Below are 21,911 nucleotides of genomic sequence, written 5' to 3' on the forward strand. Positions count from 1 at the left end.
TCAATCCTCTTTTCAGTTAACAAAATATTTTTAAAAAAAGTATTTCCAATGCATTAAGCCATTTTAGCTCGCAACCACATTTTAAACCTTGTGATTAAGTAAAATAATATTGGCACTACTATTAAAGTTAAGAACGTTGCGATTAACAATCCGTAAATTACAGTCCATGCTAATGGCCCCCAGAACACTACGTTATCTCCTCCAAAATAAATATGAGGATTCAACTCACTAAACAATGTGAAAAAGTTAATATTTAAACCTATTGCTAGTGGTATTAATCCTAAAATAGTAGTTATTGCCGTTAATAAAACAGGACGTAAACGTGCTCTACCCGCTTTAACAATACTTTCAAATAAATGCTCTTTACTTAAATAATCATTTTCAGCAACACCTTCTGCTATCTTTTTTCTATCTATTAACAACTCTGCATAATCCAATAATACAACTCCGTTATTTACCACAATACCTGCGAGAGATATAATCCCCATCATGGTCATCATAATTACAAATGAAGCTCCTGAAATTACCAATCCACCAAATACTCCAATAAAACTTAAGAATATTGCCAACATAATAATTCCTGGTTTTGAAATTGAATTAAACTGAAAAATTAAAATAAAGAATATTAACCCAAGCCCTGTAAAAAAAGCACCAACTAAGAATTTCATTTGCTTATTTTGCTCTTCAATTTGCCCCGTATAATCAATATTAATTCCTTTAGGTAAATTCTTGAAATTTTTCATTTCATTTCTAATCTGATTTACAATTGCACCTGCATCAGTATAACCTGGTGCTAATGCAGAATATATAGTAACAACTCGCTTAACAGCTTTATGTTTAATAGCACTAAACCCAGAACTATTAGTTTGTTTTGCTATTGCAGATACAGGTACTTCTTTCGTTTTACCAGTTGACTGATCTTTAAACGTAATTCGCTGATTAAAAATAGCACTTGTATTATACCTATCTTCTTTATTAAAACGAACATAAATATCATAATCTTCACCATTTTCTTTATAAACCCCTGCTTTTGCTCCAAAGATTGAGTTACGCAACTGCTGCCCTACTTGCCCAGCGCTTACCATTAACTCTCCTGCTTTTTTACGATCAACGACCACTTGCATTCCTGGCTTATCACGATTTACATCAATTTTTAACTCATCAATACCTGCAATACTTCTTGTATTAATAAAATCTCGCATTCTTTCAGAAGTCGCAATTAACTCTCTATAGTCATCTCCTTGAATTTCAATATTAATTGGAGAACCCGCTGGTGGCCCATTTGCATCTTTTTCTACTGAAATTAAAACACCTGGATAAATACCAACTAAAGCTCTTTGAACTTTCTGACGAAGTTCTTCACTATCCTCTCCTCTTCTATATTTAAACTCACGCATAGAAGCGGTAATTTTCCCTTTGTGTGGCATTTCTGCTGAAGATCCACCATCTGTTTGTGGGTTTCCTGCTCCTGCTCCTACTTGAGAAACGGTGCTTTCCACTAAGAAATTATGGTCACCATCCATGTAGGTATCTTCATTTAAAACAGTAAACACTTTTTCTTCTATCTGTTTTGTAATTGCATTTGTTTTTTCGATATCTGTTCCTTGTGGATATTCGATATATACAATAATCTGATTTGGCTTATTTGCTGGAAAAAACTCAACTTTTGTTCTTTGAGTAGCTAACGATGCTACAAAAACTCCAATAGCAAGAAAAAGCAAAATCACTGTACCAAAAGTTAAAATCAATGGCTTCCAACCTGACAATGCTTTTGTTAACATTCTTTCGTACCAAGCTTCTAAACGTGGTAATGTCTTATTTTGAAAAGAGTTTGCCCAGTTTCTTAAAAACAATCTATATGCCCACAACATAATTGCTGTAAAAATCATTAAGGTTCCTAAAGCGCTATAAGCTCCACCAAAAAGAACAACCAATAATCCTAAAACAACCATAACACTTGTCATTATAACAATTTGCTTCATTGGCATGTTTTTATCTTCAGTATTCATGTATTGAGATACTAAAACCGAATTAAAGAAAATAGCGACGAATAATGACGACCCTAATACTGTTGATAATGTTATAGGTAAAATAATCATAAACTGCCCCATAACTCCTGGCCACAATCCTAAAGGAATAAACGCAGCAACTGTTGTTGCAGTAGAAATTATAATAGGAAATGCAATTTCACCAATCCCTTTTTTAGCAGCTTCAACCCTAGTCATACCTTCTTCATCCATCAAACGATAAACGTTTTCAACAACTACAATTCCGTTATCAACCAACATTCCGAGCCCCATAATAAGACCAAAAAGAATCATCGTATTTAATGTATAACCTAATAAGTTTAAAATCATTAAAGACATAAACATAGACATTGGAATTGCAAACCCTACAAAAATAGCATTCTTAAAACCAAGGAAAAACATTAGGACAACCACTACTAAAATAACTCCAAAAATGATATTATTTACTAAATCATCTACCTGCCCAATAGTCTTTGAAGATTGATCATTGGCTATCGTTACTTTTAAATCTGACGGAAAAACATCTGCTTTAGCTTTCTTAACAATTTCAATTGCTTGGTTTGCGGCATCTACCATGTTTTTACCAGCACGTTTCTTAACATCAAGCATCACTACTTCATGTCCGAACTCTCTGGCATAAGTTGTTTTATCTTTGTCTTTAAACGAAATTTTTGCAACATCCCTCAAATAAATAGAGTTCCCTTTCTCTGCTTTTACAACAAAATCACCTAGTTCTGAAGGTGTTTTTATTTCACCAATAATTCTAATGGTACGTCTTTGTCCGCTTGATATTAAATTACCTGCAGACATGGTCATATTTCCATTCTGGATTGCCTGAGTAATGTCATTAAAACTTACCTGAGCAGCCATCATTTTATAAATATCTACAGCAACCTCAACTTCTTTATCTTGCGCACCACGAATGTCTACTTTCTTAATTTCATTTAAATCTTCAATTTCATCTTGCAAATACTCTCCAAACTCTTTTAACTTATAAACAGGGTAATCTCCAGAAATATTAATATTAAGAATTGGCACTTCTTCTGACATACTCAATTCAAAAATATTTGGCTCAACTTTCGCCCCATTAAATGTTGGCCAATCTTCACCAGATGTTTTAGAATCTACTTCGTCTTTTACTTTTTGCTTTGCTTGTTCTACGGTAATACTTTCATCAAACTCTATAATTACCATAGAGTAATCTTCTTGAGATGTTGATGTAATCTTTACCAAATTACTTACCGTTTTTAACTTATCTTCTAACGGGTCGGTAATTAACTTCTCTATATCTTCGGCAGTGTTTCCTGGGTATACCGAACTAATATAAATCTTCGTCTCTTTAATTTCTGGAAAATTTTCTCGAGGCATGTTAAAATAGGCTGAAATACCTAAAAAGAATATCATTACCATTATTACATAAATGGTAGTTTTATTATTAATTGCCCACGATGACATTCCAAATTCTTTATCGACTTGCTTTTTTTGTTTGTCAGTCATTTTTATTTATTTTTTCGTTTTCATAAAACAGAAGACGATATTTTTATTGAGTGAAATTTCTTTGTTATAAGAATAGCAGTGTTTTTTAATTTTTAATTTCTACTTTCTGCCCATCATTCACACTACGTGCCCCTTCACTAACAACTTCAAAACCTGCACTCATCGGCTTTAATAACACTTCAGATACACCATTATTTTTAGCAATTGTCTTTGTATTTAAAACCTCAATAACATCACCTTGAGTTTTACCTGTTTCGATAATCGTTTTATTTGCAGTTGCATATTTATTTTCTTTTTTATCTCCTATCAAATACACATACTGTTCACCTTCAGCATTTTCAGAAACAATACTTTGTGGTATTAAAATTGCTTTTTCACTCGTATAATCGTTAATTTTTAATCGAGCTGTTAAGTTTGGTTTTATATCACCTGATTTATTTGGTACATAAATTTCAATTTTAAAAGCCCTATTACTTGGATTGATAAAATTACCTACTTGACGAATTTTTGCTTCAACTGTTTTTCCTAGTACAGGAAAGAATACTTCTACCTTTTTTCCTTTTGTTACATTTTTAATATAACTTTCTGGAACTTCTGCTTCAATATACATGTTGTTTAAGTTTACAACTCTAAATATTTCAGAACCTTGCCCTGGCGCTAAAACCGTACCTGGTTCTTTCATAACATCATCAATAACTCCTGAAAATGGTGCTCTAACTACCGATTTTCCTTGCTGACGTCTTAATTGTTTTACAGTATTTGTTTGCGCTTCATACGATGCTTTTGCTTGTAAAAATTGAATTTCAGAACCTATTTTCTGGTCCCATAATCGTTTTTGACGCTCGTAGGTTGTTTTAGCTAATTGTTCTTGTATTTTTAATTGCGCTATTTGTTGACTTAATCCACCATCATCAATCGTTGCTAACAACTGTCCTTTAACAACACGTTGTCCTTCTTTTACATATACTCTTCTTAATATACCAGGCATTTCTGGATATACTAAAACATTTTGTTTTGTTTTTACGTTTCCTTGAAGCTCTAAGTAATGGTTAAAAACCTCTTCTTTAGTAACTATAGTTGTTATTAATGGTAACTTTTTAACAGTATCTAATCTCGAAATTGCATCATTTACAGCTTTTAAATCAATATTTATAGCTTCTAAATTAGTTGTAATTTCAGTTTTTCTTGTTCTTAATTCTTTAATAGTTCCTTCTGAAACTAATTCCTCTACAGAAACTGCTTCTTTTTTTCCACAGGAAAGAAGAATTAAACTTACGGTTAATAGTGTATATATTTTTTTCATTTCTAGTTGATTTTTATTTAATTGGTATGTTTAATGCGTTTTCTAATGTAGCCTTACTTGCAATAATATTTAACATAGATTGTATGTAATTATTTTGCTGCGTATACAGTTGATTTTGTGCTTGTAACAAATCGAAACTTGTAGTAATTCCTTCATTAAATTTTATTTGTTGTTTCTTTTCAATTCTTTCAGATAAATTAAGGTTTCTTTTTGCTGTTTGATATGTATCAATACTTAATTGATAATCACTTTTAGCATTCTCAGCCTGTAATTTTAATTTTAATTTTATTTCCTCTAAACGAATATCGGCCGTTTCTAAGGCAATTTTTGCTTGTTTAGTTTTAGACCTTCTTTTAAAACTACTAAAAATCGGAATATTTAAACTCACTCCTAAAAGTGAAGAATCAAACCACTGTTGCTCACTATCTAAAAAAGTAAATGTATTTGAATTTCCTACCTGACCATAGTTTACAAAAGCGCTTAAGCTTGGCAAAGCTTTACTTTGTTCAAGTCGCATTAATAAACGCTTACTTTCTCTATCGTTTTGGGCAATCTTAAAATCGATATGGCTATTTAAATTGAAATCTTGAGAAACCAAACTTAAATCGGTATTCGAAAGCACTAAACTATCTAAATCATCAGTTAAAGTTAATTTTGTACTTATATCGTTACCTAAAGTAATATTTAACATTTTATAAGCAATAATTTTTAATCGATTTGCAGATCTAATATTGTTATCAATATTCCCTTTAGTAATCTCAAACTGCTCAACCTGTTCCTCTTCTGCCAAACCATTATCAAAAGCAATTTTTGCTTCTCTTAAAAGGCCATCGTTTACTTTTTTATTTCTCAATAATATTTCAATACTTTTCTCTGTAACTAAAACATTTCCGTAAGCATTAATAACAGCCTCTCTTGTACCTAACTCTGTTTTTTGTTTAGCTTGTTTAGAAATTTGTAAATATGTCTTTGCAGATTGTAACCCTACAAGATATGAACCATCAAAAAGTAATTGCTTTAATGTAATTGTTGCGTTTAAATTTTGTTTCGTACCAAAAGTAACTGGAGCAAAAGCGTCTGCTGGTGCAGTTGGATCAAACAATTTTGCAGGCAACAAAGAAACCTGTTGCTTTAACCAATTTTGATAATCTACTTTCGCATCTATTTGTGGTAAACCTATTGTAGTCGTTTCCCATTTTTTTTGCTTTGCAGCATCAATATTTTTGACTGCAACTCTATTTTCGTAACTATTTTTCAAAGCATAATCAATGGCTTCATTCATTGAAAATTCTATTTGTTTTTCTTGAGAACTCATAGTTCCCACAACAAAGAATATATATAAAATATGCAGGTGCCTTTTCATTTATTTTAATTATTTTTATTTATTATTTTTAATTGTTTTTCTAATTCTTGCAGTCCTTTTTCAGTTGCAATAGCTCTTATATGATATTCTAAAATCTTATATTCAACCTTTATTAATTCTTGCATTTCACTACCATACATTTCACTTTCAAAAACACCAAAAAGTAATGTAAAATAAAAATTAACGATTAAATCTATTTCTAAATCTTTTCGATAAAGCCCTTGTGCTATCCCACTTTTAAGATTATCTATATTACAATCTCTAAACATACAGACTTCGCGCTCCATTAACTTGGTATACGTTTCTGGGTAGTATTTTTTTAGTTGATACATTGGTGATGTTTTCGCATTTTTAAACATCTCTTTAAAAATGGCTTTTACAGTAAACTCTTCCTCAATAGCATTGTATTTTTGTTCTTTAATGTTAATAATTGTTTCATTTATGGTATTATGAACTGCCTCTGTACTTGCATCTACTAATTCAGTTTTCTTTGAAAAATGCTTGTATAAGGTTTTTTTTGATATTCCAAGCTCTCTTGCTATATCATCCATTGTAATACTTTTAAACCCTAAGTTTAAAAACATTTCACCTGCCTTATCTATAATTCTGTCTCTCATAATTCGGGCAAATGTACGGTAGGAAACTTTAGAAACAAAAAAAGTTTCCTAAGTTTTAATGTTTTTTTAACATTCTCTTCTTTCTAAAATTTTTGTTTAACGTATTTTTACAAAAATTTTAAGATTTGGACATACTAAAATATCAGTCAGACTTTTTATCTTACTTAGATTCTAATAAAATTATAAAGGAACCTAAAAACCTTTATGAACCTATTGATTACATTCTTCAAATAGGTGGAAAAAGAATTAGACCTGTTTTAACACTTATTGCTTCTGATATTTTTTCTGGAAGCTACACCAAAGCAATGCCTGCTGCGTTAGCAGTAGAAGTTTTTCATAATTTCACACTGGTTCATGATGATATAATGGACGATGCTCCTTTACGAAGAGGTAACCAAACAGTTCATGAAAAATGGGATCTTAATAGAGGAATTTTATCTGGTGATGCTATGTTAATTTTAGCGTATCAGTATTTTGAAAATTACAGTCCTACTGTTTTTCAAAAACTAGCACAATTATTTAGTAAAACGGCTCTTCAGGTTTGCGATGGTCAGCAATTAGATGTTGATTTTGAAACTAGAAATGATGTTACTATTGATGAGTATATTAAAATGATCACGCTAAAAACATCTGTTTTAGTGGCAGCTGCCTTAAAAATGGGTGCAATTGTAGCAGAAGCGACAGAAGATCAGGCACAACATTTATATAATTATGGTTTAAATCTTGGTATTGCTTTTCAATTACAAGATGATTATTTAGATACTTTCGGTAATCCTGAAACTTTTGGGAAGCAAATTGGAGGAGATATTATCGAAAACAAGAAAACTTTTCTTTATTTAAAAGCTTTAGAGGTAGCAAATGATGCTGATAAAGAAAAATTACATACGCTTTACAATGAAGATCAAAAAAATATTTCAGAAAAAATAAATACTGTTTCTACTATTTTTTCTGCGAATAAAATACCTAGCCATACACACGAACTTATTGAGTACTACACAAATAAGGCTTTTGAAAGCTTAACTCCTTTAAACATTAATGAAACAGCTAAAAAAGGGCTTCGTTTATTCGGTGAAAACTTAATGAGTAGAAAAGTGTAAAAAAACTTTTTTATTCTAAAAAAAGTACTATTTTTGCAGTCCTAATTTAACGGTCCTATAGCTCAGTTGGTTAGAGCACCTGACTCATAATCAGGTGGTCCCAGGTTCGAGTCCTGGTGGGACCACGAAAAGCTTTACTAGAAATAGTAAGGCTTTTTTGTTGTTAAAAACCAAAACACAGTACTAGTAATCAATTAGTTACATACACCGAACACACTTCTCAACACCATTGAAAACAATTTTTAAATAGGTTTTTTAACATTAAACGAAAGATATTTCTAACTTTGTGTAAAGCGAAATAAGGTGAAATAAAGAGTTATAAAGCTATATTTTACAAAATTTTTACGAATTTTTTAAGCTACTTTTATGCAAGGCAAGATATTTTTAAATACCAGAAGTGGGCAACAGTTAAAAAATGGGGCTTATCCTTTAATATGTGAATTGACAGCTAACGGACAACAAAAACCATTTTCTTTAAAAATGAAGTTCCATATTGAAGATTGGGATTTTAATAAACAAGAACCTAAGAAAGATAAAACAAGACAATTTTTAATCCGTAAGAAAAAAAGCCTTTTAGATAGCTTATTGCTAAAAGCATTAGATGACAATAGCATAACAATAAATTACATAAAAAGTGCCTTAAACGGTAAACTAGAACTCAACGAAACTGGAAAAGTTGATTTTATAAATTTTGGTTTTGAATTATCTAAAGAAAAGAAAGAAATAGTTTCGTCTAAAGGAATTAAAAAAGAAGGAAATGCTGAATCTTATATAACAGCACTAAATCAGTTAAAAAAATTCAAAAGCCAAATAGATATTTCAGAAGTTGATTATAATTTACTTACAGAGTTTAAGAACCAGAAACTTAAACTAGGTAATAAAAAAAATACGGTAGCTGCCTACATGAGGGCATTAAGAGCAATTTATAACGAATGTACCAGGCGACATAAAATAAAGCCCGAACACAATCCTTTTGAAGGCGTATTTTCGGGAATATCTGTAAAAAAAAATAGAACAAAAAAAAGAAACCTTTCGGCAGAATCAATTAAGCTATTAGAAAGTTTTGAAGGCAACTTAGTTAAAGGACAACAATTAGCAATCGATTTATTTTTACTTCAATTTTATTTTGGAGGTCAAGATTTAACAGACATTTATCACTTAGAAAAAAAACAACTTTCAAAAAACGGGAGAGTATATTTTACTCGTGGTAAATTAGATGAAGGTGGCTATGAATTTGATTTAAAAATCTTCAACAAAACCAATATCCTATTAAACAAATTCATTAGCAGAGACAACTTTCTTATTCCTGGGAGAAAAGATTATACCGGTTATAAAAATTATAGAAGTAGAGTTAATAACAATTTAGATAAAACACAAAAAAGATACAACGAGCATATACAATTAATTGAATCTCTTACAGGAAAGGAATATCATAAATTAGAACTCTTACCCCTGGGCGGTAAAATTACAACCAAAGTTGCTAGACACACTTTTTCTACTATTGCAAACAGAAAATATATTGAACCTGATTTACTACGTGCCTTAATGGGGCATGAAAGAGATGATGTTGATACCATATACAAAGATGTGTACCCAGAAGAAGAAAGAGATAAATTTCATAGTGAAATTATAGCTACATCAAATATAAAACTCGAGACAAAGCTTGTGTATCAATTAGAGTACTTTAACGAAAAAAATACAAGAAGCTGGAAATATAAATATTTTGATAAACAACCGAGTTTAAAAGAAATCACAGACCAAACAACTTTAAAAAAATATTCTCAACCTCGGTATTTTAAAAAGATCTATCTTTTAAAAAAACAGTAAAAACATACTACAAAACAACACTCACAAGGTGTTGTTTTTTTATACTCAAAATATTATTAATCCTTCGTTTACTCTATTAATTAAACATTAACTATTCCGCTAGGTAAATAAAACGATAAAAAGTTACTTTGACATAATTAAGGTAAATATAGTTAACCGAATATTCGGTTAGCCAATAAATAGGTATGACTTTTTAATTTGTATTTACCATGTTAGAAAGCTATTAAAACTAAGAAAATCTGTTGATATATAAAATATTTCGCAACTTAAAATTAATTAGTAAGTTTGGAAAAAGAAATAGATATGTAGTTAATATTAACTATATATCTTTGTTACCTGCAAGCGTAAAAAACAATGTACACTCAAAGAATATCAATAGAAATAAATACAAAAGTTAACAAAGACGAACTTATTGATGAGTTTGGTTTACTTATGTCTTTCTACCGTAGTAATGGACAGACACAAGGTCGAATTGAATCTCAATATATTGAAAACGATAAAATAGTTTGTTTACCTTTTACTCTTGAAAAACATTCTTTAGAGAAAAAAAATAATAACTATTATGTAAACAAGCAAACTGAAAAAATTGAAAACCTTTGTAATTCTAAACTAACATTTAAAACAGTAGGAAAATCTTATGATAGTTACAAAACACCTTGTGAATGCGAAAAATCTGATTTTTATATTTTAATTACTAATTATATTACGATTGAGTCTCCAGTAACTTGTGGAACTTGTAACAAGTCTGTACCACTTTATAGATTTCCTATTTATCATGATTATGGTTATTTGCCAATACTAAGTTGGGAAACCAATTATGTCTCTTGCGATAGCTTACAGATGAATTGTGAAGTCGGCGAACGATGGGCTTTAAATCAAATGCAAAAAATAAATTCACAACTCTCTAAACAAGGACTTGAAATATGCAGAAAAATTGCAGAATTAACTTTAGTTCCGACCTTTTACTATTTACATAATTATAAAAAAGTTAAAGAAGACCAATCAGAAAGACATTGTCCAAATTGTAATGAGAAGTGGGATTTAAAAAAACAAATACATGATTGTTATGACTTTAAATGTGATAACTGTAATATAATATCGACAATATCACCAAACACCTGAAATAATGCCAGCAGGTAACAATGTCTAAAAAATATAGGCCGTTTGTGCTAAACCGATAGATCTGTGAATATTTACAAAGTACGCTAAATATAAAATTTAGCATTTAACCGAAATATAAAAGCAAAATATTTATATTTAGCTAAGTAAAAAACCGAAACGAAGTGCTTTTTAACTGCCCTGCGCTTCTTATACTGAGACGTAATGTGAAATAACAAAAAATAATGTCTGTTGATATAGAAATTAAGTTCAATTCATACTATTAAAAAAATCCATTATGAAATGGAAAATAATTAAAGAACATAAAAGAGAATATGCTGATACAGCATATTATTTAAAGGCTGAAAGAGACGTAACAGATGGAACTCTTGTCCTAGAGATTAGCTGGGTTGAAAATTTCATGTATGATTTATCAGTTGATTTATACACAAAAAACACAGGTCTGAAATCTATTTTCAAAAAGATATCGAAGAATTATATTTATGGCCATTTAGTTTTTCCTAGTGATCGAATTGAAAAATACGGACACCAACTAATGAGAATTATAGATGACTCGCCTATGAAAAAACTCAAGAGATTAGACGAACTTCAAGGAGACAGTGTCCTAAATCACAATTTATCTAATAAGCATGACATAGAGATTAAAACATTACTCCCTGAGAAAGTTTATAATTAGAGAGTAAAAAGCACATAACACGGTATATAAAACATTTACCAAAAAACTATGAAAAATAAATTTGTACGATTTCTTTTGATTATTAATGGAATACTAATACCTATTTTCATTCTTTTTGTATTAGGAAATCATTTTAAAAATAAATTTAATTCGAATGATGAATTTAATGAGCTTAAAGTTGTAGAAACTGAATATGAAATAAAACAAAGTTCTCTAATCGGAATCCCTAATTCAGAAAATTATTTGGTTGCAGAATATGCTAAAATAATAGATGATTCAGAATTTGTAGTTGAGGAAATTGAAGAAATAAATTTACCATATGAAGTTCCAAAAAACACAGTGAACCTTATTTTTCTTGACAAAAACTTCAATCAAAAAAGAAGATTATTAAAGGAAAATGCTTCAATCAAAAGTATGTTTATTTCAAACGCTTATTCTCATAACAAGGATATGATTAGAAAAATAACTCATTTGTCTTTTTATATTGCTGTAGAAGATTCAAACGGTGACGGAAAAATTGACAGAAGAGACCAACATTATGTTTATGTATCAGATTTAAACGGAGAAAACCTAATCAAAGTTTCTGACCGAAAAATAAAACAATATGAATGGGTAAATAAAAATAAAGAACTTTTATTAAACTTTAAAACCGAAAGTTCTAAACCTAAATACGGACTTTACAATATTGAAAATAAAATATTGTCAGAAACGGAAAATATAACAACAAATAAATAAAAACATTTTACAACATCGTATAAAATTAATTGCTAGGACAAGCTTACTTACGAAAATCCTCGCAGATTTTCTATTACGTTTGTATTTACTAAATTAGATACTTAAACAACGCAACTAACCTTATACAAACTCGTTAGCCGCAATAAAAAATGAGACCGCTAAAACAAATAGAACTTAAATTATTACAAAGACTTACCAATAGTCAATTTGATATTCCTCAAATGGTGAGGGAAATAAATGATGAAGGAATGGGTTCAATATCATTTGACTTAGAAGGTTCACAATCACGTAAAAGACAAATAGTATCAGCAGAATACATTGATAAAGATGGCGTTTTAATTGATATCGAATTAACTTGCGACAATAATGATAAGCTTTTTGAATTAGACTTTTGGAAAGTTGACTTTAGTCCGTTAATCTCTTTTCCAACATTTAAAAGCTTGAAAATTAAAACTCCCAATAATGAAAATACCTAGAATAAAAGGAGTAATAGACCGAAGAATTTTAATCAACTATCAAGTTGATAAAGAAGTATTGGAAAACTATTTACCAAAACCTTTTAAACCTAAATTAGTAAACGGAAAAGGGATTGCTGGAATTTGCCTAATCAGATTAAAAGAAATTAGACCGAAAGGGTTACCAAAACAAATTGGAATCTCATCTGAAAACGGAGCACATAGAATCGCGGTTGAATGGACTGAAAATGGAGTGCAAAAAGAAGGAGTTTATATTCCAAGAAGAGATACTTCTTCAAAATTAAATTCATTAGCTGGTGGAACTATATTCCCTGGAATTCATCATTTAGCAGACTTTACAGTAAATGAGAGTAATGGTAATTATGAGGTTGGATTTGTAAGCGCTGACAAAACTTCTCTGTCAATTAGAGCAAAAGAAACTAATACTTGGAATGACGAAAGTGTATTTAAAAACCTTCAATGTCTGTCTGATTTCTTTGAAGATGGTTCTATTGGATATTCGCCTGACAAAAATGATTATGATGGACTTGAATTGAAAGCTTATAATTGGAAAGTATCGCTTTTAAATGTTGACTTTGTAAAATCGAGCTTTTTTGAAAATGAAGATATTTTCCCAAAAGGTTCTATTAAATTTGACAATGCACTTTTAATGAAAGACATTGAACACGAATGGATAGGGTTGAAGAAAATAAAAAACTGCACCTAACAAGGTATAAAAAACATAGGGCGTTTGTGCTAAACCGAAAGGTTTGTGAGTATTAACAAAGTCTGCTAAATATAAAATTTGGCATTTATAGTAGTAAAGATAAAAGCAAAATATTTATATTTAGCTAAGTAATAAACCGAAACAATAGTGCTTATCACCTGCCCTACGTTCCTATACTAAACGTTCTAAAACATTTATGAAAAAAATAGTATTATTGATAATTATTTTTCTTGCCTTTATTATAAATATCCAAGCTCAATTTGAATATAAACCTGATACAACGAACTTACATTGCATCAGCCAATTTGAAAAAGCTAAGGAAGACTTTAGTAATAAAACTTTTGTTTTAAAATTTCAAAAATCATATGATTACACTAAAACGCATAAAAAAATAATTGAAAACTATGGCATTCAAATTGAAGCTTCAAGAATTTACATTAATAATTGTTATGATTATAAAATTATAGAGTTACTGAATGAAAAACATGGTTTTAACTTCATTGAACATACTAAAAATGAAGCCAAAGAACTAGATAAAAATAGTAGTGAAAGTAATTTAGCAGTTTCTAATACAAAAGAGAAAGATTCTATCTCAGACCCGATTGGTTATATAAAAAAGGAAAGCATTGGGGGGAAACTTGATTATGGTAAAATATTGATCGGATATGGAGCTCATAATGCTCAATATAAGGCATACCTTTATTCTATTTGGATCTGGACATCTCATGTTAAGGAATTAGGGATTACTAGACGAAAAAAAATAATTAAACTTTGGGAAGAAATTCATGAACGCAAAATGACAACGGATGAAAAGAATGTAATTAAATACGGAATAAAAATAAAAAAATAACCGTGTATTCTTACTCTAAAAAGACAAAAAAACGTTTTACAACAAAAGCTATAATTAAAACGGGGTTGGTGCTTTTTAATAATGTCCGTCAAATCTTTTGATTTGACTTTAATATTGAAAAAGGTAAAACAAAATAAAAAAATTAGCTAAGTAATTAACCCAAAGTTTACTACTTTTAAACCCCTTACTAACAATAGCCAAACGTTAGCCAATAAAAAATTACTTACCACAAAACAACACTCAGCAAGTATTGTTTTTTTATCTAAAACTTAAAACGTTAAATAAATGTTAACGCTTTAAGGGTTGCCCCTATTTACAACTAGGGGTACTAGGTATTGTACATTAAAAAAAAAGTGCGTTTATTTGTTGTAAAATTGCAAACGCCTAATACATAACACTTAAGGATAATAACTTTATTTTTGCTTTAAAATATTAATTTTAAATAAAAGTAAAAATGAAAAAAGTATTTATAGTATTAGTAATGTTTAGTGTAGTATTTTTATCAAGCTGTACAGATAACACTGACGAAAATTTAGTAGAAGAAAAAGATGAAATTCAACTTATAGATAAAGATGATATTGAAGAACCTAATGACAGGGATAACGATTAATAAAGTAAAGATTTCTGCTGCAATTCTAGTAATAGGAGCTGTGCTTGCTTGTTCAGCTCCATTTGTTCACATAATGTTCCCTAACACAAAAAACACTCAATTAGAACAGGTTAAAAAAGATTACAAACTGGGTAAACTAGAAAGAAAGGAATATATAACCAGAAAAAGAGAAGTAACTTATTTTGGCTATACAAACTTAAGGAAATTCTGGTATTCAACAGGAAAACCTATTAGTATGCTGTATTTTTCTATATTAATTCTTTATTCTTCTTTTTATATTAACGTTAAAGAAATAAAAAATGCATTAAGAATCGCAAGCACCTTAGCTATATTGATTTCTTTCTATTTTATAATCTGGGCATTTTGGTATCGAGCTGATTTTCCAGAAGAATTATATTATCTAGTAATTGGGATTGTCTCTATATTATCTACAGTAGTAAGTTATAATATGATAAAGTCTAGAAACCAAATTTTAAATAAAATCAAATTATTAACAAATCATATTGTTTTAAAAGGGAAAAACCATGTTCCAAATGAAAACAAGAAAGAATACGTTAAAGATTATTTAAAAACATTTGAGAAGTTAGTCGATTAAAGAAAATAAAAAATGTTATGATCTATAATAATGACATAAGAGCTGAAGAGCTAAGAAAGCTTAAAAATGCTAATTACTTTGATGAAGAAACAATCAAAGAGATTAGAGCTGACTTAGATATATTGAGTGATGAAGAGCTTGAAAAAAATAAAATAAAAATCGAAAAAAGCACAAAATTAATAATTGAAACAATATCAATTGATAATTATAATTGCCATAAATCAGGATTAGCTTTTAATTAGTTTTCTTTTGTTTTTTTATATTCTAATATTAATTTTTCTTGATATTTTATTATAGCCTTATCTTCTATAGACTCTAAGTACTTTTTATATCTAGGGTTTCTATTAAATTTCTCCTCATTTAATAAAATTGTATCTACAATAACATCAACATCTATCTTATTTCCTTTAGAGTAAGATATATAATTTAAATCTTCATTTGTTTCTTTTTCAACATTAACAATTGCCTCACCTAAACCATTAACTAGCCATTCATAACTAATTTCGGTAAATGTTTCAGTAATTTTTTTTGCTAAATTTTCTGAGATACCATTTCTTCCACCAATTATGTGGTTAAATTTACTTCCATTAGCTTCACCAATAGCAACGCCTAAAGCATTTCTAGAAAGTTTAAGATAGTTTAATAAAAACTCAATTCTTTCTTTATCAGTTTTAATATTCATTTCTTTATTTTTAAACACAAAAAAAACATTTACACATAAAAGTGTTTAAATGTTTTCATATGTATTTATTTCTATCTACATTTGTACTCAACAAAACAAATATAACAAATAACTTGTTATAACAGGGCTAATATAAATACAAGTGATACAACAAACGAACATAAAAACAGTAATGCAGCACTTTGGTAATTTAACGACCGAAGATAGAAATCTGTTTTTACAAGTTGTTGCTCCTACCCTAATTAACAAACAAGAATTACTAATAAATAACGACGAAAAAGGGTTAATTATTTTAAAGAAATCAGATTTAGAAGAGATGTTAACCAACGTAAGTATTAGTAACAGAATAGATAATAGGAAAAAATATGTTTCTCATAAAGAAGCAATAATAATGTACAACATTACTGATTATTGGCTTAAAAATCAAAGAGAAGATCCTAATTCTAAAATCATTTGCATTCCTGGAGAGCATAACAATACTTCATGGAAATATAAGATTGAATCTATTCAGCATGAATTAGACAGATTAGCTGTTTAAAGAACCATAATAAAAAGACAAAAAATAAATTAAAAAGTGCTAAAAAGGTCAGTTTTATAGCTAGTAAACAATGCCAAGGGGATAAGGAAAGCTTATCTACTCAGTAACTCACAACGAATGTTACCAGATAACAACTTTAGATACTGACCTATTTAAAATAAGTTGTGAGTTACTTTCTTTAAATTAATAAATACGTAAGCAATGAAAAAAGGTCAGATCACTCAGCAGAATTGCACTATCAAATCACAAAACAGCATTCAAGTATTTTTCTCAGAAAAACTACAACTTTTTTATGTAAAAGAGAAAGATAGCCACGCACCCAACAATCAATTTAAATCATTAATTACCTGTAATAATACGGTTTTTAACGAGTTTTTAAAATTCTTAGAAAAGTTTAAACCTTCCGAATCTTTAACCTTCTACAAAAGTAGCGACCTAGAAAATAAATTAAATGAGTTCTTAATAAAGAGGGCTGGGAATTGTAAAGTACTAATAGACAAAGTAGCCTAAAACTAAAGAAAGTGGTTAGAAATTTCGAAGCCTCTACCACTCTCTACCAAAGAAATAAGTATGATCAAATCAATCTTAAAAAGATTGGTAAAAACACCTTGTTTTCCTATGAACAAAAATACAGATAATAACACAAATAAAGCGCAAAAAAGTAATATAATATTTAGCGCTATTGGTCTTTACAACCAAGCTGTTAAAGATGGTTTAAATACGCGAAAACCTGACCCGATACTTCAGCATACCATCAAAAATTTTATTGATACTGCGTATCGAAATAAACTTACAAACACGCAATACAATAAAGCGGTAGCGGTATTTAATACTGCACATGGTTTATTACTCCTTAAAAGAGGAAATGAACGAGAGAACGAACAAAAGCAATATGCTTATATAAACTATCCTTATTTAGATCGTCAAGCTGTTAAAGGCACCATGGACAAGTACAGACAGTACGTATTCAATTACAACGAGAAAACGGATGTAGAGAACGACGATATTAGAAAATACAACAATACGGTTGTTGCGCAACATTTTCAGCTTTCAGAAACGCAAAAAAAGCGCAAAGCTGCATTTCATACGCAAAACAAAAAGGAGTTTGCAAGAGACTACAACGAATTAGTTATTCAAGAGAATAAAGGAAACGCAATTATTCCAAAGAGAGCTATCCAAAAAATAAAATATTCTAGTGAGTTGGTTTTTCATGTTTTGGTAGGTTTTTACGTGTCGCAATTAAGAACACGTAATGCCTACCTATTAGAAATGAAAAAAAGTCCCCGTACTTTAAAAAATTCATTGCCTAAGCTAAAAATAGATCACAGGAAATTAGCCACTCATAAAATAGCGGACATCCCAAGGCTTTCTATTTGTAAGAAGACTGCACAAAACCATATTAAAAGACTTCGAGAGGCTGATATTCTAACCAACTACCTCCGTATTAATCAAAACAAGCCTGTTTCTGTAAATTTTAATCCTCTGATTATTGAAGTTTTAGAGGGGAATCCTCCAAAACCCCAACCTGCTCAAAACAAATCGTTTACCCTCCTAATCGAGAAGAACTTGCACGATAGTAATGAGACTACTAGAACTAAAATATTAAAAGAAAAAGAAATAAAAGACTGTGCAAATAGCACAGCCTTGATGAAATCTGGTTCGATGCCGGAACAGGACAACGAAAGTTACTCCGAACGCCTTGCAGGCGGCTACAGGAACACCAAGGGGATAAGAAATGAAAAACAAAATTCTTTCGGCGGCGCAAATAAAATAAATCTGTCCGATTTTTTGAATACTACTTCAAAACCAATGAAAACCACCAATCAATTAACCCAGAATTTTTTAAATAAACTGGAGGATGATCAAACATTGGCTAAAAAACTAGCTGCTGGTGAATATGACCATTACAAAGGCGAACGGTATGATTATTTATTGAAAATTGTACAGTATGGGTTGCTTTCTACAGAAGATTTTAAGCATGTCATACTCCAAGATTTTATAAAGTCGTCTGCTAAAATTTGGAAGAAACACAACGTATACGTCGGGGACTGGAAGAACACCATTAACCGATTAAAGGGGCAGATGTTTGTCAATATGGTGAATAAAGAAACCGTGATCGCAAAACTAAAAGAGTATCGTTGGAAATTAGAGTTTGCAAGAAACTGGTTTCTAAAAAAGGAAGAGGTGAATGCCTTGTTTCCTTTTGCATACTTCGATAAAACAAGAACAAAGTCAAATGAACTCGGGTTTTACGGATTGCATTCTATTTGGAAAAGTCATTTGAAGTACCTGGAGAAAAAAGAAATAAACGGTAAAAAGGAAATTCAAGATTCGAACATAAGAAAACGCCGATTATCAGCTCAAAAGAAACTTACCAGGGCAATTAGTAAATATGAATTAGGCACATACAACCAGGAACAATTATTCAATTATGTACAGGATAATTTACCGCATGAGTATTTGCTCTTATTACCCAATTTAATTAAAAACCAAAATACAAACCTAGCATAAAAACAACAAAAACATGAGCCAAGAAAACCAATCTAAAAAATGTACCTGTGGTGCTAATAATAAAATTACCTGTCCTAATTGTAGTGAATTAAAAATGGTCATTCTTTTAAAAAATGGGAATAATGATTTGAAAATTTCAGGTTCCGGTGGTAGAAAAATAAATCCTGTTTGGTACAACCATTTAAGCAAAAACAAAAAGGATCCAAATGTATTGGTAAACGCAATGTATAGACGGTTCCAAGAGTCAAAATATGCGGGCTTTGCTAATAAAATAAATTTTTACAGCAATACAAGTGGTCAATTAGTAACAAGTGTACCTGTTTAATTATGAAAGTCAAATTAAGTATAAAAATTAACGAGCTGATCTCTCTTCACAAAATCACAAGCAAGTTGTATGATTTAAACTTTTCATTGCTTGAGAAAGAGGAAAAGATTGCGGTATCAATCGGTTTGATTTTAGCCGATAAGTTTGATAAGAGATACAAGACGATTCAAAAGAAACTTGATCTGTTTGAAGCTAAAAAACCAATCTCATTCACGTTAGATTTTCATGAGGCTTGGGCTTTAAAAAAATTGTGTTTTGAACTATATGGTATTGGAGAGAATCATTTTGAAAAATTCGGTATTCAAAACGTACTAAATAAACTGGATCATGAAGGATGCTAAACAACTTATTTTTAAAAACAGGTTTAAATGAATTATACACTAGAGGATAAAATGACCAGTTTAAGAGCGGTTTCGATTGCTGTTATACTCTACATAGTAGGTTATGCTTTAAAGCTTTCTGTTTTGCTATTTGAAATACTAACGCCAATAATTACCAGCGATATATTTAGACTGATTGCTGCGGGTGTTTCAGGTACTGCTTTATCAACAGGGCTGCTTATTATTTCATTGAATGATTCTAATAAATTGACTCCTTATGCTATTGCGCTTATGGATGGCTTTATGCTTTTAATGGTGTTCGATGTGTTCAATGCTCCATCTTTAAACGATGCTATAAAATCAGGTTTCATTAGTTTTTTTATGGCTTTTATTGGCTACCAATTGATCACCGTTTTTGCAGCGAAGTTTGAGCAGAGTAAAAGCGAAATGAAGCGAACGATTAGCGAAATTAATTTGGAGTGTACCCAAAAGCAGCTAGTACTTGACAACCTAAAGCAAGTGCTTAGCGAAATTGAGCAAATCACTTGCGAATATTGTGAAAAGGAATACAAATCTGTCAATGCTTTGAATGCACATAAAGGGAGATGTAAAAATAAACCAACTTCAGTAAACTAGATTCAAGATGATAGAAGAAAAGAAGTACCTAAAAAGAATGATTGCATGTATTCCTATCGTGTTCAACTCAAAACATCGTTGGATTCAAATGAAAGACTTGGCGGATGGTTCTTATTTTGTCTCTAGTTGTGGTAAGATAATGAGGTTTAATAACCAGGGAATTTTCCATGAAATAAAACAAGCTTATTTCTGTAATTCGTATTACGTAACTATAGAATATACAACCGGACTTCGAAAAACATTCTCAAGGAAACGTGTTGGTAAATTGGTTTTAAAATATTTTGTGGGTGGTGCTACCGGAAGAAGGCGATACACGCATCTTAATGGAAATACAAGTGATAATAGCTTATTAAATTTAAAATGGAATAAAGGCAGTGATTTTGATTTTGAGCGAATACATAAAAGATTAAAAACGCAACGTCATGTAAATTTCATTGTGTTCAATCCGTGTGAAAGATGGAAACAGATGAAAGATCTCGCAGATGGTTCTTATTACGTTTCTGATTTAGGCAGGGTATTGCGGTTTAATAATCAAGGGATTTTAAAAGAAATTACCAATAGCATTGTGAAAGGGCATATGTCTGTTTATTTTCATAAACAATCTTATAGAGTCGGTAAATTAATTCTAAAATATTTTACGGATAGCCAAACGTGTGATAATAGAGTCTATGTTTATATTGATAAGAACCCGCACAATTGCACTTTAAAAAACATCCGTTGGAGAAAAGGTTTCATTGGTGCTATTGATCTTGAATATTTAGGGAAGTTACCGGTAAACAGCTTATCCGAAGAGAGTTTAATCGTTCGAGATTTTTTAATAACGAACGATGCGAAAGATATTTTTGCGCTCGTAGAGCGGTATAAAAAATTGATTACTTATTTAGATTATGCGAATAAGACTGATTACCTAAGATATAATGATTTCATGTCTTTCTGCTTACTGATAATAGACAAACTACAGGCTGGAGAGTTTAAACCAAACCTAAGTGAAAAAGAGTTTATTTCTTTTGAAAAGTTTGTCCAAAATTCCTTTTTAAAGGTCTCTTATCAGTATCTAAATACCAGGGAATTTAATCATAACGAGTATGTCAAAGAGGTGGTTGTTTTACCTGAATTTATCCAGGCTAATTACAACGATGTGTACTTCTAATCAACAAAGAATAATACTATTATAAAAATAAATAATATGGAGCATCAAATAGCGTACCCACCTATGATGAGTACAAAAAAAGAATTATCAAATCATTATTGGAAATTATCTACCCGATTTCTTAAAGAAACAATTAATCGAATAATTTCTGAATCTAGAAGTATTGATATAGAAATAGCGAAATACAAAAGATCTATTACACCTAAAGAATTTCGCCTGTTTGTAGAAGAGGTTGACGGTATCTAAAAAAT

At 30.1% G+C, this 21,911-nt stretch carries 24 protein-coding genes and 1 tRNA gene; 20 read left to right on the forward strand and 5 right to left on the reverse strand.

Annotation, left to right across the window (positions count from 1 at the left end):
* Nucleotides 1–53: 53 nt before the first annotated feature.
* From CXF68_RS01815 to CXF68_RS01830, 4 genes are all read right to left on the reverse strand, one after another.
* Nucleotides 54–3,524: an efflux RND transporter permease subunit gene (locus CXF68_RS01815; RefSeq protein WP_101042650.1), complete on the reverse strand. Its 3,471-nt coding sequence runs from the start codon at nucleotides 3,522–3,524 to the stop codon at nucleotides 54–56.
* A gap of 85 nt (nucleotides 3,525–3,609) precedes the next feature.
* Entirely contained in the window at nucleotides 3,610–4,827 is a 1,218-nt protein-coding gene (locus CXF68_RS01820) for an efflux RND transporter periplasmic adaptor subunit (RefSeq protein WP_101042651.1), read from the reverse strand.
* Between the two features lie 13 nt (nucleotides 4,828–4,840).
* Nucleotides 4,841–6,190: a TolC family protein gene (locus tag CXF68_RS01825; RefSeq protein ID WP_101042652.1), complete on the reverse strand. Its 1,350-nt coding sequence runs from the start codon at nucleotides 6,188–6,190 to the stop codon at nucleotides 4,841–4,843.
* Nucleotides 6,191–6,195: 5 nt separating this feature from the next.
* On the reverse strand, nucleotides 6,196–6,807 hold the full coding sequence (locus tag CXF68_RS01830; protein WP_101042653.1) for a TetR/AcrR family transcriptional regulator: 612 nt from the start codon (nucleotides 6,805–6,807) through the stop codon (nucleotides 6,196–6,198).
* A gap of 125 nt (nucleotides 6,808–6,932) precedes the next feature.
* Between CXF68_RS01830 and CXF68_RS01835 the strand changes: the two genes are divergently transcribed.
* From CXF68_RS01835 to CXF68_RS01885, 12 genes are all read left to right on the forward strand, one after another.
* Nucleotides 6,933–7,904 (forward strand): polyprenyl synthetase family protein, encoded by a 972-nt coding sequence (locus CXF68_RS01835; protein WP_101042654.1) that lies wholly within the window; start codon nucleotides 6,933–6,935, stop codon nucleotides 7,902–7,904.
* A gap of 51 nt (nucleotides 7,905–7,955) precedes the next feature.
* A tRNA-Ile gene (locus CXF68_RS01840) sits at nucleotides 7,956–8,029 on the forward strand.
* A gap of 241 nt (nucleotides 8,030–8,270) precedes the next feature.
* Nucleotides 8,271–9,731, forward strand: a complete 1,461-nt coding sequence (locus CXF68_RS01845) for a phage integrase SAM-like domain-containing protein (RefSeq protein ID WP_101042655.1) — start codon at nucleotides 8,271–8,273, stop codon at nucleotides 9,729–9,731.
* A gap of 354 nt (nucleotides 9,732–10,085) precedes the next feature.
* Nucleotides 10,086–10,853 carry a DUF2310 family Zn-ribbon-containing protein gene (locus tag CXF68_RS01850; protein WP_101042656.1) on the forward strand — a complete coding sequence of 256 codons (768 nt, stop codon included), beginning with the start codon at nucleotides 10,086–10,088 and terminating at the stop codon, nucleotides 10,851–10,853.
* A 274-nt stretch (nucleotides 10,854–11,127) separates the two neighbouring features.
* Nucleotides 11,128–11,526 carry a hypothetical protein gene (locus CXF68_RS01855; protein WP_101042657.1) on the forward strand — a complete coding sequence of 133 codons (399 nt, stop codon included), beginning with the start codon at nucleotides 11,128–11,130 and terminating at the stop codon, nucleotides 11,524–11,526.
* Between the two features lie 48 nt (nucleotides 11,527–11,574).
* Nucleotides 11,575–12,261 (forward strand): hypothetical protein, encoded by a 687-nt coding sequence (locus CXF68_RS01860; protein ID WP_101042658.1) that lies wholly within the window; start codon nucleotides 11,575–11,577, stop codon nucleotides 12,259–12,261.
* 149 nt (nucleotides 12,262–12,410) lie between these two features.
* Nucleotides 12,411–12,737 (forward strand): hypothetical protein, encoded by a 327-nt coding sequence (locus tag CXF68_RS01865; protein WP_101042659.1) that lies wholly within the window; start codon nucleotides 12,411–12,413, stop codon nucleotides 12,735–12,737.
* Entirely contained in the window at nucleotides 12,724–13,443 is a 720-nt protein-coding gene (locus CXF68_RS01870) for a DUF2071 domain-containing protein (RefSeq protein WP_101042660.1), read from the forward strand. Before CXF68_RS01865 ends, CXF68_RS01870 begins: the two co-directional genes overlap by 14 nt.
* Before the next feature lie 196 nt (nucleotides 13,444–13,639).
* Nucleotides 13,640–14,293 carry a hypothetical protein gene (locus CXF68_RS01875; protein ID WP_101042661.1) on the forward strand — a complete coding sequence of 218 codons (654 nt, stop codon included), beginning with the start codon at nucleotides 13,640–13,642 and terminating at the stop codon, nucleotides 14,291–14,293.
* 481 nt (nucleotides 14,294–14,774) lie between these two features.
* Nucleotides 14,775–14,903, forward strand: a complete 129-nt coding sequence (locus CXF68_RS21080) for a hypothetical protein (RefSeq protein ID WP_255398596.1) — start codon at nucleotides 14,775–14,777, stop codon at nucleotides 14,901–14,903.
* Complete coding sequence (locus CXF68_RS01880; protein WP_101042662.1) at nucleotides 14,884–15,498, forward strand: hypothetical protein; 615 nt, start codon at nucleotides 14,884–14,886, stop codon at nucleotides 15,496–15,498. The genes CXF68_RS21080 and CXF68_RS01880 overlap by 20 nt, the downstream gene beginning before the upstream one ends.
* A 17-nt stretch (nucleotides 15,499–15,515) precedes the next feature.
* Complete coding sequence (locus CXF68_RS01885; RefSeq protein WP_101042663.1) at nucleotides 15,516–15,740, forward strand: hypothetical protein; 225 nt, start codon at nucleotides 15,516–15,518, stop codon at nucleotides 15,738–15,740.
* Here CXF68_RS01885 and CXF68_RS01890 read toward each other — a convergent pair.
* Nucleotides 15,737–16,180, reverse strand: coding sequence for a hypothetical protein (locus CXF68_RS01890; protein WP_101042664.1), 444 nt, complete (start codon nucleotides 16,178–16,180; stop codon nucleotides 15,737–15,739). The two genes, CXF68_RS01885 and CXF68_RS01890, sit on opposite strands and share 4 nt — an antisense overlap.
* A gap of 142 nt (nucleotides 16,181–16,322) precedes the next feature.
* On the opposite strand from CXF68_RS01890, the gene CXF68_RS01895 reads away from it, so the two are divergent.
* The 8 genes from CXF68_RS01895 to CXF68_RS01930 all read left to right on the forward strand — a co-directional run bounded on the left by CXF68_RS01895 (nucleotide 16,323) and on the right by CXF68_RS01930 (nucleotide 21,906).
* Complete coding sequence (locus tag CXF68_RS01895) at nucleotides 16,323–16,718, forward strand: hypothetical protein (RefSeq protein ID WP_101042665.1); 396 nt, start codon at nucleotides 16,323–16,325, stop codon at nucleotides 16,716–16,718.
* Between the two features lie 201 nt (nucleotides 16,719–16,919).
* Complete coding sequence (locus CXF68_RS01900; RefSeq protein ID WP_101042666.1) at nucleotides 16,920–17,228, forward strand: hypothetical protein; 309 nt, start codon at nucleotides 16,920–16,922, stop codon at nucleotides 17,226–17,228.
* A gap of 108 nt (nucleotides 17,229–17,336) precedes the next feature.
* Nucleotides 17,337–19,229, forward strand: coding sequence for a hypothetical protein (locus CXF68_RS01905; RefSeq protein WP_198553740.1), 1,893 nt, complete (start codon nucleotides 17,337–17,339; stop codon nucleotides 19,227–19,229).
* A gap of 13 nt (nucleotides 19,230–19,242) precedes the next feature.
* Entirely contained in the window at nucleotides 19,243–19,554 is a 312-nt protein-coding gene (locus tag CXF68_RS01910; protein WP_101042668.1) for a hypothetical protein, read from the forward strand.
* 2 nt (nucleotides 19,555–19,556) lie between these two features.
* On the forward strand, nucleotides 19,557–19,895 hold the full coding sequence (locus tag CXF68_RS01915; RefSeq protein ID WP_101042669.1) for a hypothetical protein: 339 nt from the start codon (nucleotides 19,557–19,559) through the stop codon (nucleotides 19,893–19,895).
* 27 nt (nucleotides 19,896–19,922) lie between these two features.
* Complete coding sequence (locus CXF68_RS01920; RefSeq protein WP_101042670.1) at nucleotides 19,923–20,510, forward strand: hypothetical protein; 588 nt, start codon at nucleotides 19,923–19,925, stop codon at nucleotides 20,508–20,510.
* 7 nt (nucleotides 20,511–20,517) lie between these two features.
* Nucleotides 20,518–21,660 (forward strand): hypothetical protein, encoded by a 1,143-nt coding sequence (locus tag CXF68_RS01925; protein WP_101042671.1) that lies wholly within the window; start codon nucleotides 20,518–20,520, stop codon nucleotides 21,658–21,660.
* 36 nt (nucleotides 21,661–21,696) lie between these two features.
* Nucleotides 21,697–21,906: a hypothetical protein gene (locus tag CXF68_RS01930; RefSeq protein WP_101042672.1), complete on the forward strand. Its 210-nt coding sequence runs from the start codon at nucleotides 21,697–21,699 to the stop codon at nucleotides 21,904–21,906.
* Nucleotides 21,907–21,911 lie beyond the last annotated feature (5 nt).

Source organism: Tenacibaculum sp. Bg11-29 (genome assembly GCF_002836595.1).
Lineage (GTDB): Bacteria > Bacteroidota > Bacteroidia > Flavobacteriales > Flavobacteriaceae > Polaribacter.